15 protein-coding genes are annotated in these 14,285 nt (G+C 48.3%); 6 read left to right on the top strand and 9 right to left on the bottom strand.

Annotated elements, in window-relative coordinates; all coding sequences use genetic code 11:
- Positions 1-134: 134 nt before the first annotated feature.
- From OXB_RS13035 to OXB_RS13025, 5 genes are all read right to left on the bottom strand, one after another.
- On the bottom strand, positions 135-506 hold the full coding sequence (locus OXB_RS13035; protein WP_041074860.1) for a hypothetical protein: 372 nt from the start codon (positions 504-506) through the stop codon (positions 135-137).
- Between the two features lie 83 nt (positions 507-589).
- Positions 590-1,162, bottom strand: coding sequence for a DUF6434 domain-containing protein (locus OXB_RS13030; protein WP_041074858.1), 573 nt, complete (start codon positions 1,160-1,162; stop codon positions 590-592).
- A 294-nt stretch (positions 1,163-1,456) separates the two neighbouring features.
- A complete protein-coding gene (locus OXB_RS19245; RefSeq protein WP_269447845.1) occupies positions 1,457-1,540 on the bottom strand; it encodes a putative holin-like toxin in 84 nt (27 codons plus the stop codon).
- 293 nt (positions 1,541-1,833) lie between these two features.
- The gene (locus tag OXB_RS19240; protein ID WP_269447844.1) at positions 1,834-1,917 is read right to left on the bottom strand and encodes a putative holin-like toxin; all 84 of its coding nucleotides are present in this window, start codon (positions 1,915-1,917) and stop codon (positions 1,834-1,836) included.
- Positions 1,918-2,076: 159 nt separating this feature from the next.
- A complete protein-coding gene (locus tag OXB_RS13025) occupies positions 2,077-3,663 on the bottom strand; it encodes an FAD-dependent oxidoreductase (protein WP_041074857.1) in 1,587 nt (528 codons plus the stop codon).
- Between the two features lie 208 nt (positions 3,664-3,871).
- Between OXB_RS13025 and OXB_RS13020 the strand changes: the two genes are divergently transcribed.
- From OXB_RS13020 to OXB_RS13005, 4 genes are all read left to right on the top strand, one after another.
- Complete coding sequence (locus OXB_RS13020) at positions 3,872-4,645, top strand: DUF2935 domain-containing protein (RefSeq protein WP_041076775.1); 774 nt, start codon at positions 3,872-3,874, stop codon at positions 4,643-4,645.
- Positions 4,646-4,863: 218 nt separating this feature from the next.
- Complete coding sequence (locus OXB_RS13015) at positions 4,864-6,012, top strand: SPFH domain-containing protein (RefSeq protein WP_041074855.1); 1,149 nt, start codon at positions 4,864-4,866, stop codon at positions 6,010-6,012.
- 12 nt (positions 6,013-6,024) lie between these two features.
- Positions 6,025-7,131, top strand: a complete 1,107-nt coding sequence (locus OXB_RS13010; protein WP_041074854.1) for a hypothetical protein — start codon at positions 6,025-6,027, stop codon at positions 7,129-7,131.
- Between the two features lie 43 nt (positions 7,132-7,174).
- On the top strand, positions 7,175-8,470 hold the full coding sequence (locus OXB_RS13005; RefSeq protein ID WP_442852874.1) for a LysM peptidoglycan-binding domain-containing protein: 1,296 nt from the start codon (positions 7,175-7,177) through the stop codon (positions 8,468-8,470).
- A gap of 88 nt (positions 8,471-8,558) precedes the next feature.
- Here the strand turns inward: OXB_RS13005 and OXB_RS13000 are convergent, their stop codons facing one another.
- Positions 8,559-9,251: a YwaF family protein gene (locus OXB_RS13000; RefSeq protein WP_231860314.1), complete on the bottom strand. Its 693-nt coding sequence runs from the start codon at positions 9,249-9,251 to the stop codon at positions 8,559-8,561.
- Positions 9,252-9,362: 111 nt separating this feature from the next.
- On the opposite strand from OXB_RS13000, the gene OXB_RS12995 reads away from it, so the two are divergent.
- Positions 9,363-9,833, top strand: coding sequence for a hypothetical protein (locus OXB_RS12995; protein WP_052484031.1), 471 nt, complete (start codon positions 9,363-9,365; stop codon positions 9,831-9,833).
- Here OXB_RS12995 and OXB_RS12990 read toward each other — a convergent pair.
- Positions 9,828-10,262, bottom strand: a complete 435-nt coding sequence (locus OXB_RS12990; protein ID WP_041074851.1) for a GNAT family N-acetyltransferase — start codon at positions 10,260-10,262, stop codon at positions 9,828-9,830. The two genes, OXB_RS12995 and OXB_RS12990, sit on opposite strands and share 6 nt — an antisense overlap.
- Before the next feature lie 132 nt (positions 10,263-10,394).
- On the opposite strand from OXB_RS12990, the gene OXB_RS12985 reads away from it, so the two are divergent.
- Positions 10,395-10,745 (top strand): hypothetical protein, encoded by a 351-nt coding sequence (locus OXB_RS12985; protein WP_052484030.1) that lies wholly within the window; start codon positions 10,395-10,397, stop codon positions 10,743-10,745.
- Between the two features lie 31 nt (positions 10,746-10,776).
- Here the strand turns inward: OXB_RS12985 and OXB_RS12980 are convergent, their stop codons facing one another.
- Entirely contained in the window at positions 10,777-11,274 is a 498-nt protein-coding gene (locus OXB_RS12980; RefSeq protein ID WP_041074850.1) for a DUF1641 domain-containing protein, read from the bottom strand.
- A 1-nt stretch (position 11,275) separates the two neighbouring features.
- Positions 11,276-14,212, bottom strand: coding sequence for a formate dehydrogenase subunit alpha (fdhF, locus tag OXB_RS12975; RefSeq protein WP_041074848.1), 2,937 nt, complete (start codon positions 14,210-14,212; stop codon positions 11,276-11,278).
- Between the last annotated feature and the right edge of the window lie 73 nt (positions 14,213-14,285).

Here is a 14,285-nt window from a genome sequence, read left to right as displayed (position 1 = left end):
AAGTCCGGACTTTGGTGTCCTTGTACATCCGCGTTTTATCTCAATGTTTAAAGTATACTTTTCAATGATACACAACTGCTTATAATTTATATTATGACCATGGCGTTATTTTGAATAACCGAATTAACACCCCTTCACTCAATCCGATACCTAAAATTACGATTTTTCACGTTATCGAAATCGATATAATTCACACTATGCTCGATTACGTCATTTGCATTTAGACGATTGGCTTTCGCAAAAACTTTCACGCTTTCCAGCAGCTCCTTATCATATGTCGTTTTGTACTGCACACGATCTTTCGGCCTGGCTTTCTTATCATACACGATCGTTCCTTGCTCCAACAGATTCATGAGCCCTTCTTCAAGCAAATAATTTATATGTGTGCGGTGCTCGGCTGCTAGCTCCGCCAATTGCTCCAACAACGATTGGCTAATATTCGTACGAAACGCTTCCCGCGACTGATCCGTCGTGTGGATCAGCCGTCCATTTTCTAATTTCCACATTGCAAATCACTCCTCTTTGTCCATTATAGAAGAACTTCTCACACTTCGGAAGATGCAAACGCGCCATCAATCGACGTGTCTGCTTACTCTTCCGTGAGTACATATTGATTGCTGCCAGGAAGGATTTTGATTTGATTCCATGCTTCAATCGCTTCTTCACGGCTTTTCCCCTTATTATTTGGATCTGCAAAAAAGTCATGGATGAACTGATTGTATTCAAATTGAGGTGCGATGCTTTTCTTGTATGAAGGGTTTTTCTTCCGATTTTCTTCCTCATACCAAGCGTTGACAGCATCGCGATACGTTTTACCTGTATTATTTTTAAAATAAGCTTGGATATATGTGGAAAAATGGAATTTGGGAATAACGGTCTTGAAAAACACCCTCACATCTTGACTGCAGCGATGGTCTTCGGTGATAACCGTATCCAAGCTTAAATTTGCTTGATGCTTTATTTTTGTTTTTGCCCTTGCTTGTCTGATCGGTTTCTTTATCTCTCCTGTCCGCAGGAATATTTCAATCCTATCGGCAATTTCTATTTTTGATCCTGAAGCACTTAGTCCATGTTCTCTGCAGAATGCTTGTAGTTCTTCCTTTAGCCAATAAAAATCTTGAAAATCCTCGACACTGCAATCGTTAGTTAAATTCGGTCTCAATAAAATCAGCTCCTTGCTGCACTTTAATCCATTATGGAACAATTGTTCTAGGCTGTCAAAAACGGCATATAGAAAGTCGCAAAAAGCCTCGTTGCAGGTTATGAATGAAAAACCCGAAAAAGTTGTGTGACATCAAAATCTGACGTATACTAAAAGAAGCAAATAAATAGACTAAAAAGAGGCCGTCCAATGCGCTAACATTGAAACGGCCGATGTAATAGCAGGTTTCCTTCAAAGGAATCGGCTGATTGGTAAGGATAACCCATCCCACTCGAGCGCTAACTCAAGGATGGGTTATTTTTTATGGTTGAATGACAATATAGAGACAATTAATGCTCCGAAAGTAAACATGAGCAATAATGCTTCAAATACTGACATGGCACCACCCCCTTTCTTACGGGGAGTGAGCCGGCCACCCTTGAGTCACCTATTCTATTACTTTTCCATTATGCCACACGGATGTTCTAGTAAGTGTTGAATCTATTAACTCAAACTATTTGTTGTAAGGAAAAATTTGATGTATACTAAAGTCAGCAAATGTATAGAATTAAAAAGAGGCCGTCCAATGCGTCAACATTGAAACGGCCGATGTAATAGCAGGTTCCCTTCAGGGGATCGGCTGTAACGGGAAGAGATAACCCACCCTTACGAGCGCCTAACTCAAGGATGGGTTATTTTTTATGGTTAAACGACAGCAACAATACGATCAATGCTCCAAATGTAAACATAAGCATCAATGCTTCATATACTGACATGGCACCACCCCCTTTCTTACGGGGAGTGAGCCGGCCACCCTTGAGTCACCTATTCTATTACCCTTCCATTATACCATACAGACGTTCGAATCCCGCATAATCTCTAAACTTAAAAAAACAAAAAACTACAGTGCACCTTTCCCACTGTAGTTTATCTTCTTAGTACCCGGAGTCCTCCGACGTCAAGTTGTCCAGCATCGTATAATCATATTTCTGCAGCGGTTTTTCCGCCGGGCCGTCGATCACTTCGCCCGTAAAGGAAAACCGCGAACCGTGGCAAGGGCAATCCCACGTCCGGTCTCCGCTGTTCCATTCGACCTCGCAGCCGATATGGGTGCAAGTGGTGTCTACGATATGGATATTTCCCTCATCATCCCGATAGGCGCCTTTCCGATGGCCATCCAATGTGACGACCGCCCCTTCCCCATTCGACAGCTCCTCGGGTTTCGTACTCGGCGAATCCAGTTTTCCTTTTATTAATTGCCCGACCACATTCGCATTTTGGACAAGGAAATTTTTCAAGCTGGGTTGCACGTAAAATCGGGAAGGGGAATACAGTTTCTGAAACCGGTTCTCTTTCCCCGTGACGAGATCCCGGAAAAGCAAGGCGGCGGCCGTTCCGTTGGACATCCCCCATTTCCGGAATCCGGTCGCAATCAAAATGTTGGACTGCCCTTCTGTCAATGCCCCGACATACGGCAGATTATCCAATGTGACCAAATCCTGCGCCGACCATCGATAGACGACTTCTTCAATGCCGAAGACCTCCTCCCCGAACGTCTCCAATGCTTTATAATATTCCATCGTGTCTTTTCCTTGACCGGTTTTATGGCTCTCCCCGACGATGATCACCAATTCTTGCCCGTTATCATCCGCAGAACGAAGCGATCGATTCGGCTGATCCGCACTCAGATACATGCCGCCCGGAAATTTCTTTTTCGTTTTGATCGCAAGTGCATACGACCGATCCGCATACATCCGGGTCGAATAAAGCCCCGTACCTTCGTAAAACGGGAAATGCGTGCATGCCAATACATGCTTAGCGCTTACCCGATGTTCTTCCCGAGTCAGAACGACAGGACGTTCCCCCGTCTCGACATTGACGGCTGTCGTGCCCTCTAAAATACGCCCGCCCTTTTCCAAAAACAACCGGATGAGATGAACGAGATATTTGGTCGGATGAAACTGGGCCTGGTCCTTCATGACGATCAAGTTTTGTACATTGGCAATAGGGAAAGGAAATTGGTCCACATTCACCAGCCCGCCGTCGATGCCAATCTTTTCATACGCTTCCGCTTCCTTTTCAATCTTCCCTGCGCCCTGTTCAGTAGTCGCATATAGGTAGGCATCCTGTACGTTGAAGTCACAATCGATCTGATGCTGCTCGACCATTTCCTTAATAAACGCAAGAGCCTCCGAATTCGCTTCGTAATACAAACGCGCCTTGCTTCTACCGAGGTTATTGATGAATTCATCATAAATGAGATCATGTTGGGCTGTAATTTTAGCAGTCGTATGACCTGTCGTTCCGTTCAACACTTTCCCCGCTTCCAGCACAACAACTTCCAAGCCTTCCTCCGCCAGAAGATACGCGGCTGTAATGCCCGTGATCCCCGCCCCGACAATCACGACATCTACAGAGAGATCCTCCTGCAGACTGGGGAACTCAGGAAAATCAACCTCCGCCCTCCAAAACGATTCCACATCATGCGGCAGCTTTCCATTTTCATGATGATTCTGGGTCACAATGATAGCCTCCATTCGGTATTTAGACAGATAAAGGAAGGATTCCCTTATGCCGTCAGATTAAACCATCCTTCGGCCAGATCCCTGTATCTGCATAAAGAAATCAGGAGGCGAATACAATGATTTGGGTATCTATCCGATGGGAGAGCTACCAAACAGTAGAGATGGAGATTTGGAATTATATATTAAAAGGAATGGGGTGGGTGTATTGGCTTATACGGATCACTATGAAAGGGATGCCTACGGGGTTATCGCCTTTTGGTTGCGGAACGACTACGACCACGGTCGATTTTTCGACAGGGAGATAAGCCATTATGAAACAGAGCTGGCCCGTGCCAACTTGAACAACATCCAGCGTTTAGGAACAGTTTGGCAAAAGGCGGAATCGAAAACAGGTGATCTTGGTACATTGATTCAGGAAGCACAACATGCTTCCCGGGAATTCCACAGCCTCCTTGCGTATACGATGGATAAATCCTTACATTGTGAAGTTATTATCTCCACGCCCATCTCCCTTTTGGATCACATGGTACGTGAATCCGAGGAGTCGCAAAAAGTGTATAAATTAATGGAAAGCGGCCATCAAGTTGCCCCGTCAGATGCAATTATTCATGAAACTGTCTTTTGGTTACGGCAGATGGCAGATCATTTAGGTTATATCCGGCATTATTCGGACGTTTCGAATTACGAAGTAAACTTTCAAGTGACCCAGATGATGCAGAAGTTTGAGCGGCTGTTAATGCAGGCCACCGCACTCAAAACGATGATCCGAAGACCGCGCAATGAAAAACTGCCCATCTTAGCGCATTTCAAGGAAATGATTATTAAAGAAGCCAAAAGTTTGGAAGAATTTAAACTGGAACTGGATGCCCTTATCAAACAATGTGCAGTTGCTACAACTTCGCCGCCGGATTTATTGGAACATATTGCACGTGAAGCTCACCACTTCTGGAGGAACTTGGAAGATGAGAGGATAACGTAATCCGTTAAGCCGCTCCACACATCCAATTGACATGGATGCGGGGCGGCTTTTTCATATTCGGAGCTAGGCCACCCTCTCTAAGTGAATCTTTTCAGGAAGCTGCTGCGTATAAGGTAGACAGATGATTGCGGCCTCCCCTGCTACCAAGGAAACAGGAATTCGGCCCAAAATATCTATGTTATACTAGCCGTAGATTACGAGACACGAGGAGGATACATATGGGCATCTTCGGTTTTTTTAAAAGCCAATTCATAGAAGTGATCGAGTGGACGGATTCAAGTTCCGATACGATGGTCTACCGTTTCCCGGTCCAAAATAATGAAATCAAAATGGGCGCTTCCCTGACAGTGCGCGAATCACAAGTGGCGATATTCGTCAATGAAGGAGAAATCGCGGATGTGTTCGGTCCGGGCCACCACTTGCTCTATACGCAAAACTTGCCGATCCTGACCAAATTGAAATCTTGGAAGCAAGGGTTCAACTCCCCTTTCAAGGCGGAAGTCTATTTCATTAATACGAAGCAGTTCATCAACCAAAAATGGGGTACATCAAACCCGATCATGATGCGGGATGTGGATTTCGGTGTCATCCGGTTGCGAGGGTACGGCATCTACTCCTATCGCATAGCCGATCCCGTCACCTTTCTGAAAGAATTATTCGGTACGAACGCCTCCTATGACACGAGCAGCATCGAAAGCCATTTGAAGAAGATGATCCTGAGCGGGTTGTCCGATCTCTTTGCGGAGTCGAATATCCCCGCATTGGACTTGGCGATGCACTACGATGAATTAAGTGCAAAAGGCAAAGAGAAGATGGAGCCCCGTTTCCAAGCGTTCGGCTTCGAAATCACTTCGTTGTACATCGAGAACCTTTCACTTCCGCAAGAAGTCGAGCGTGCGATGGACAAGCGGACGACGATGGGCGTCTTGGGCAATATGAATCAGTACACACAATACCAGGCCGCGGAAGCGTTGCGGGACGCTGCGCGCAATGAATCCGGGGGACTTGCAGGTGCTGGGGCAGGACTTGGTGCCGGCGCTGCTCTCGGAGGCGTCATGGCGAATGCGCTCAACGGAATGCAGCAGCAAGCCCCCGCCGCCCCGCAAGCGGAAAAAGTTCCGTGCCCTCATTGTCAGGCCCCGGTCAACCCGGATGCCAAGTTTTGCGGCGAATGCGGTCAAGCGGTTCAACAGCCGAAAAACGCCTGCATCAAATGCCAAGCGGAACTAGAGGCGGATGCCAAGTTCTGTGGACAATGCGGAACGAAGCAAGCGACGGAAACGATCTGCCCTTCCTGCGGGAAAACGAACTCCGCCACTGCCAAATTCTGTGGTGACTGCGGAGAAAATCTCCAAAAGGACGAATAATGGGGTGACATTATGACAGAAATGAAAACCCAAGATACCGTCGAGCAGACCGAAGTGAAAAAATGCACATCTTGCGGCGGCAACACGGTATTCGATCCGACTAGCGGCGCCTTGAAATGTCCGTTTTGCGGAAGCGTAGCGGAAATCGAAGCGACACGGGAGAATACGGCAGAGCTGGATTTTCAGGAAGCCTTGGAGGAAGAGATCCACGGCTGGGATGATGAGAAACGGGTATTCCGCTGTGAAAACTGCGGTGCCGAGACGTTGCTCGATAAAGATCAGGTTGCCGCATTTTGTACGTTTTGCGGCTCTTCCCATATCGCAGTGAGCGAGCACCAAGCCGGCATCAAGCCGGCGCTCGTCGTCCCTTTTCAAATCCCGAAAGAGGAAGCGATCGATAAATTCAAAGAATGGATGAAACGCCGATACTTCGCGCCATCGAAGCTGACCCAAACGTACCAATTGAACAAAATGACAGGCACCTACCTCCCCTACTGGACATTTGACAGCCGGACGGTTTCACAGTACGTCGTCCGGATCGGAACGTATTATTACGTGATGGAAACCCGGACGGTCATCGAAGACGGGAAAACGAAGACCGTGACCGAACAGGTGCGGAAAACGAGTTGGCGTACAGAGCGTGGCACATACCGTCACTTTTTCGATGATGTCCTTGTCAAGGCTTCCCGCAATTCGGCAACGGGGCTTATCAATAAAATCGAGCCGTTCCGATTGAGCGGCCTCCTTGACTATAAGCGCGAATATGTTTCGGGATTTTTGGCGGAACGGTACTCCATCCCTTTAAAAGAGGGCTGGCAAGCTGCGAGTCGGATCATAGACCGAGGCATCGAGAATGGCATATACGGACAAGTCCATGGGGATGAAGTCCAACTTGTCGACGTTTCGACCGATTATCGGGACATTACGTATAAACATATTTTATTGCCGATTTGGATTTCGTCTTTTCAATTCAACCAGAAAGTCTATCAATTTCTCGTCAATGGACAAACCGGAAAAGTAAGCGGCAATTCCCCAATCAGCATCCTGAAAGTGTCGATTGCGGTGCTGGCCTTTATTCTAGTCGTCGGGGTGATTGTCTTTTTCTTTGATTTGACCTAAATTTTCACTCTTACCCAAAATGCTTCATAAGATACAAGGTGAAATGAATTGGTTAGGAGCGATTTCAATTACAATCCATGTTGTCCAACAAGGAGAAACATTATGGACCATTTCCCAGCGGTATAATGTCCCGGTTGCCGAAATCATTTCGGCCAATGAGTTGGAAAGTCCTGACCGGTTACCGATCGGCATGTCTCTGGTCATTCCCACCGCGAAAAGAACACATATCGTCCAATCCGGGGAAACATTAAGTGCAATTGCCGGACGGTACGGTGTGAAGGTACAAGATTTGGTCAGCGCCAATTCCATCCGCGATATCAACCTCATTGCTGTAGGCACCACGCTCGTCATCCCTATGCACAAGCCGATCATCGATGTCAACGCCTATACGATCAGCACAGGAAAAACGGGCGCGCAAGAAATTCTGGAAGTCGGCGACTATTTGACGTACTGGATGCCCTTTGCCTACACGATTCGAGAAGACGGCGGCTTGGATGCCGTGGATGACGAAGCGATGCTGGAAGCGGCGGATGAAAAAGACATCGTTCCAGTTTTATGCATCACCAACTTCAGTGCAACCGAGAGCGGTTCCCGTCTCGCCTCCACGCTATTGAACAGTGAGGATTTGCAAAACCGGCTCCTTACGAATCTATTGACGATCATGCGGGATAAAGGCTACAAAGGGATCAATGTCGACTTCGAGAACGTCTTCCCTGCCGACCGTGAAAATTACAACCAGTTCTTGCAGCGGGCGGTCGATCGTCTCCATCCGGAAGGGTATTTCGTTTCCACTGCCCTCGCCCCGAAAACGAGCAGTGAACAAAGAGGTTTGTTGTATGAGGCGCATGATTATGAAGCACATGGAAGAATCGTCGACTTTGTCGTGCTGATGACCTACGAATGGGGATATCGGTTCGGGCCTCCCCAAGCCATCTCCCCGCTCAATCAGATCAAGCGCGTTCTCGATTATGCAGTGACCGTCATTCCGAGGGATAAGATATTCTTTGGTTTTCAAATCTATGCTCGCGATTGGCTCCTCCCCCACGAACAAGGGCAAGAAGCAGAAACGTTCAGCCAGCAAGAAGCTATTCGGCGGGCGACCGAGCATTGGTCGGCCATCCAGTTTGATCCGGTCGCCCAATCCCCTTTCTTCCGATACACGGATGAGCAAGGTCGGCAGCATGAAGTGTGGTTCGAAGATGCCCGAAGCGCCCAAGCGAAATTCGACTTGGTGAAACAATATAATTTGCGCGGCATCAGTTATTGGGTGCTCGGCTATCCATTCCCGCAGAACTGGCTGCTGCTTGAAGATAACTTCACAATCCGAAAACGAAGATAATGATAAATGGAAACAACTCATTCTGACAGTGCCACTTCAGAATGAGTTGTTTCCATTTATATTTCAAAACGAAGCTCTTGTTCTGATGTTATTCGGGAGACCGCCTGCCTATCAACAGCCATAAAATGAAAAACAGTAGAAAAGCAACGACCTCCAGGGAAACGATATACCATGGATACGGACCTAGGAAATCAAGCAAACTTCCGTCAGCCGGTTTCATTCGCAAAAACATATAATTTCCACCCACCGCCCAATTGACGATCATGATGAACGGAAGCAGGACATTCAAAGCAAGCATTGTTTTCAAAATCCCTGTAAATGTGGGACGATACCCTTTGACCCAGACGAAATAAAGGGCGGTCAAAATGATGCCCAGATGCGTATAGAAAAAATGGAAGTATCTGAAATGAGGAAAGCTCAGATCCAGAACCGGTGTCGCAATGGCTTGCAATGCACCTCCGATACCGGCATAGAAAACAAAATCAAATACATGCCGGTTCCCCGTCCAGAGCAAAACAATCGATGCAAGCAGGCTGAGACTGCATAACTCCAAAGGCAGTGAATCAAGAAGATGCCATCGATCGGTGGACACCATCCATAAATGATACATACTGTCGAACAATAAAAGAGTGAAGGCGAATACTCGTTCCATCACTGCCCTAGTCTCCATTTGCGAAGGCCATCGATCTTTCATGCTGAACAAAAGAACGATGGCCATGGCGACAAAGCTGATCGCAAATAGATGCGCCAGCGAAAACATTTCAAACCGCGGTCCGTCCACATATGCCACCTACCGTTACGTTTTAAACTATCATCCCACTTCCAAGCCAATGTTTAGGCGACAGACACCAAGGGGAAAAGTGGAAAAAGGAGTGAATCGGATGGTGAAACTATGAAACAACTTCTAAAACTGATTTCAATCGGAATTCTATCAGGTCTGCTGTTAGCTGGTTTCCTGAAGCTCGTTTACAAAATTACCGGCAACCAGGCATACATATTACTTTATAATATAGACTATATTCCGTTCCTTCGTCAGTGGGAAGACGTGTCCGCTGTCGGCCTCGTCTTCCATTTCGTTTTTTGCATCGCCAGTGTCATCGGGCTGTATTACATATTGAAGGCCTTCCGTTATGAGCGGCACCCGCTTCCCTATCTCGCCGTCTATACGATCGGCAGCGGCATCCTTTACTTTTTGACTTTGCTGACGGACCAGCCCCCAGCGGCCGATGATCTTGCAGCTTGGTTCTACTGGACATTCGGCCACGTCCTATTCGGTTTCGCGGTCGGCTATTTAGTGAAATACGCCATCGGTATGCCATGGTCGAGGAAATCGGAAAACGAGATCCGCCAACAGCCATCATAATCCTGTTTTAAACACGTAGCTGACGCGGTCATAGCCCATCTTCCCTTCGTAGAAGCGATGGGCCTCCGCCCGTTGCAGACCGCTTGATAAAGCAACGGAGGAGTATCCTTCCGACCGGGCAAGATCATGGACGAACCCGAGCAACTTTTCTCCACATCCCTTCGACCGCTTCGCTGCATCGGTCACGAGATCGCAAACCCAGATATAGCGGCCATAATAAAGCGTAATCATCGGTTGAAACCCGATCACCGCCACCACCTCATCCCCGTCAAAAAGCGCAAATTGCCGGTATTGCTCTTTTTCTTTCGCCTCTAGGACCAGTTCCATATAGGCATCCTCATTCAGATGGGAACGTAGTTGTTTCATAATGGGATATCCCGCCAAGAAATCTTTTTCCGTCACTAGTTCTTTGATGATAGTTTCTTCCAAATGAAATCCTCCTTTTGGGTCGTCCTGCTTCCTTCCCGGTTGAAATATTTCGATCCTAAAATAGGACTTACACGCCTCCCGTATTTTTGAATATTCGATAAAATAAAAGGAACGATACCGGGAGGTGGATGTATGGCAATGTTCCTGACAAAGCTATGTAGGTTCTTTTTGGGAATCGTCTTTCTCGTCGCGGGGATCAATGGTTATTTTGTCATCTTCGGTTGGGAGCCGTTCATGGCGACAAGTCCTGAAGCGATGGCTTTATTTGCATTCGACTATTTACTGATCGCCGAAAAGTCCTTGGTATTCATAAGGAATCGAGCGGCTCCCGCTCTTCTCCTTCTACCGGAAGACAATCGCTTCATCCCCTTCCAGGCCAGTAGCCGTGAAATTCCCAGTTCCAATCCCTGTTCTAGTGATTCGTCGATCGCTTGCCCCAATTCCATCAGCGCTTGTTTGTCCCTGACGAAGAACTCATGGTAGGGCTTGAACTGCTCATATACATGTAAAAAATTTAGTCGCTATCTGATTCCTTCTTACCCAACTCTTTCCCCATCCCTTTCAGGAAATCAAGACCGAATTTCAAGGCGCGGTTCATATCGGGATCTTGGATGGCCGACAGCAATTGAAAAAGACCTACCTTCTCGCCATTTCCACGGTATAATTCTGCTTCGTCCAGCCCTTTCTTGACGCTGTTGGCAAGCTTTGCGGTCACTTCAGGTTCAATGGAAGAAAGGACGCCGGCCGCCCCCATGACGTGGTTGATCAAATGAGTCACGGGCTCGCGCGACACTTGTTCGAGCGCAATGCCGGCGATTTTCTCCTTCGCCTGCACCATCGCATGTGCCGCATCGAGCACGCCCATTTTATGCAGTTCCCCTGTCAATTGAAGAATTTTCTGAAGGGCTTCCTCCTGCTCGGTAATCAGTGCCTGCAAGTCCTCCAGCTTTTCCTGCTGCAGCTGTTCCGCCGTCTTCTCTGATTTCCGGATCGATGTAATCGGTGTCGCCATCCTATCTTCCCTCCTCTTGATCGGTCAAATGCACATAGCCGGGACGCGCCCATTTCCGTTCCACTTCCACTCCATCTTGCGGATGTCGTCTTTTGTTTCGCGGATTGGATGCAGGCAATGGATTATTCTGCACTTCGCGGAGTACTTCCATCCGCACTTTCGTCTGTTTGAATGCAGGGGTGTTCGTCCGTTGATCAACCGCAGGGCCTGTCAAGAAGTTGATGGCCGATTCCTTTTTCGTTGAATTCATCGGCAAGAATAGCTCATTCGCCTTGACCCGATCCGTGACAAGCGCCGGAAGCTTCAATGCACCATATGGAGAAATCAGCCGAACGAGCGATCCGCTCACTACCCCGCGCTCCTTCGCCAGTTCCGGGGATATTTCCACGAAAATCTCGGGCACTTTCGACTGGATGCCTTCGGATTTATTCGTCAAATTCCCTTCATGGAAATGTTCCAACAGGCGTCCGTTGTTGATGTGCAAATCAAATTCCTCATCGAAGGTTGCCGGTTCCACCCAATCGGAGAGTGCAAACCGTGCTTTTTTATCCGGGAAATTAAACCCGTCCACATAGAGGAGCGGCGTACTCGATCCATCGAGGCTTCCCCAGAGGAAACTGTTCCAGTCTTCCAACCCGGAATAATCCGCTTGGCTGAATAGCGGTGCCAGGCTCGCCATTTCTGCAAAGATTTCACTCGGATGCGTATAATTCCAATCCGCGCCGAGACGGTTGGCGACTTCCTGGACAATCCACCAGTCGGCTTTCGCTTCGCCGAGCTCCGGCAAAGCCTGGTACAGCCGTTGAACGCGTCGCTCCGTATTCGTGAAAGTGCCGTCTTTCTCCAGCGACGGTACGGCAGGCAAGATGACGTCCGCGTATTGCGCAGTCCGTGAAAAGAAAATATCCTGAACGACGAGAAAGTCCAACTTTGACAGGACGTCATGCACGTGATTCGCATTGGAATCGACGAGTGCCATATCCTCCCCGACGATATACATCGCCTTCATGAGACCTTTATCGACTGCTTGGAGCATTTGGATATTATCCATTCCTGGCCGTCCTTCAATTTCCACGCCATATGCGTCTTCAAATTTTTTACGGGCAACGTCGTCCGTCACATGCTGGTAGCCGGGCAGCCATCCGGGCAACGTTCCCATATCACAGGCGCCTTGGACATTATTATGCCCGCGAAGCGGATAAGCCCCTGCGCCCGGCCGACGGTAGTTGCCTGTCGCTAGCAGCAAATTGGAAATCGCGGCGGACGTATCCGATCCACCCGTGTTTTGCGTGACACCCATCCCCCAAAGGATGCACGTCCCGTCCGCATCCCGGATCATTTCAGCCGTCCGGATCAGCTGGTCTTTCGGTACGCCCGTCACTTCCTCGGCATAGTCCAATGTGTATCTTTCCAAAACCTCATTAAACTCTTCGAAATGCAGCACATTCTCGCGGATGAACGCCTCATCATGCCAACCTTGCTGGATCATATAGTGAGTGACTGCCATCAGCCATACTTGGTCCGTCCCTTGACGGGGACTGATGAAAAGATCGGAACGCTCCGCCATTTCATTTTTTCGCAAATCCGATACGATCAATTTCTGGCCATGCAGCTTATGGGCCCGCTTCACCCGGGTTGCCAGAACGGGATGCCCTTCCGCCGGATTTGCTCCGATGATGATGACAAGCCCTGCTTGCGCGATATCTTTAATTGTTCCCGCGTCTCCGCCCATTCCGACCGTCCGGAAGAGCCCATCCGTCGCAGGCGATTGGCAATAACGGGAACAATTGTCCACATTATTCGTTTCGAAGACTTGTCGGGCCAATTTTTGAATGATGTAATTCTCTTCATTCGTAATTTTCGACGAGGAAATGATGCCGACGCTCTCTTTTCCATGTTCTTCCCAAATATCGCCTAGATTTTTCGCGACGAGATCGAGCGCTTCCTCCCATGATGCTTCAACAAAAGAATCCCCTTGGCGGATCAGCGGCGTCGTCAACCGCTCCTCACTATTGACGAAATCCCATCCGAATTTCCCTTTGACGCAAGTCGAAATCGCATTAACCGGCGCTTCAGAGACTGGCTGGATTTTCAAGATGTCCCGATCTTTCGTCCACACTTCGAACGAACAGCCTACGCCGCAAAACGTGCAAACGGTTTTCGTCTTTTGGATTCGGGTCTCTCGCATTGCCGCTTCCGCATCGGAAATGGCCATAATGCTGCTATAACCGGGCTCCACGTCTTTGACAAGTTCAATCATCGGTTCGAGCACATTTGGCGGCATGGCCGTAAGGAATCCGGCCTCCCCCAACATCGACTTTTCCATGAGCGCATTGCACGGGCAAACCGTGATGCAGTGGCCGCATCCGACACAGGATGAGTCATTGATTTTCGCGCCGCCGTCCCAGAGGACGATGGGACGCTCCCTTTCCCAATCGATGGACAAGGTTTCATTCACCTGAAGATTTTGGCACACTTCCACACATTGCCCGCAAGCGATGCACTGATTTGGGTCATATCGGTAAAAAGGGTGGGTGAAATCGACGGCTCCCGGTGGACATTTCGGTTCATACGGATATTTCTGATGCTCGATCCCCATCAAGTCGACCGTATTATGCACTTTGCAATTGCCGTTATTATTGTCGCATACCGTACAATAGAGCAAATGATTTTCGAGAATGCGATCCATCGCTTCGGTTCGTGCTTCTTTTGCCCGAGATGTATGTAACGCGACACGCATTCCATCCATCGCTACCGTGGAGCAGGCCCGAACGAGCGCGCCGTCCACTTCCACAATACATGTATCGCAAGTTTCGATCGGATCGACTTCCGGCAAATGACAGATTTGCGGATGCTCCACTCCAATGCGATTGAGCATTTGTATAAGGGTTTCGCCTTCTCTCGTATCAACAGGCAAATCATCCAACCAGATGGTCATGCCATCGCCCCTTTTCTATAGAAATCACGTTTTCGTTGCCCTCAGTATAAGGCATTCTAGTAGTAGTTACAAT

Source organism: Bacillus sp. OxB-1 (assembly GCF_000829195.1).
In the GTDB taxonomy this organism is placed as follows: Bacteria; Bacillota; Bacilli; order Bacillales_A; family Planococcaceae; genus Sporosarcina.
This window is presented reverse-complemented; position numbering and strand designations above follow the sequence as displayed.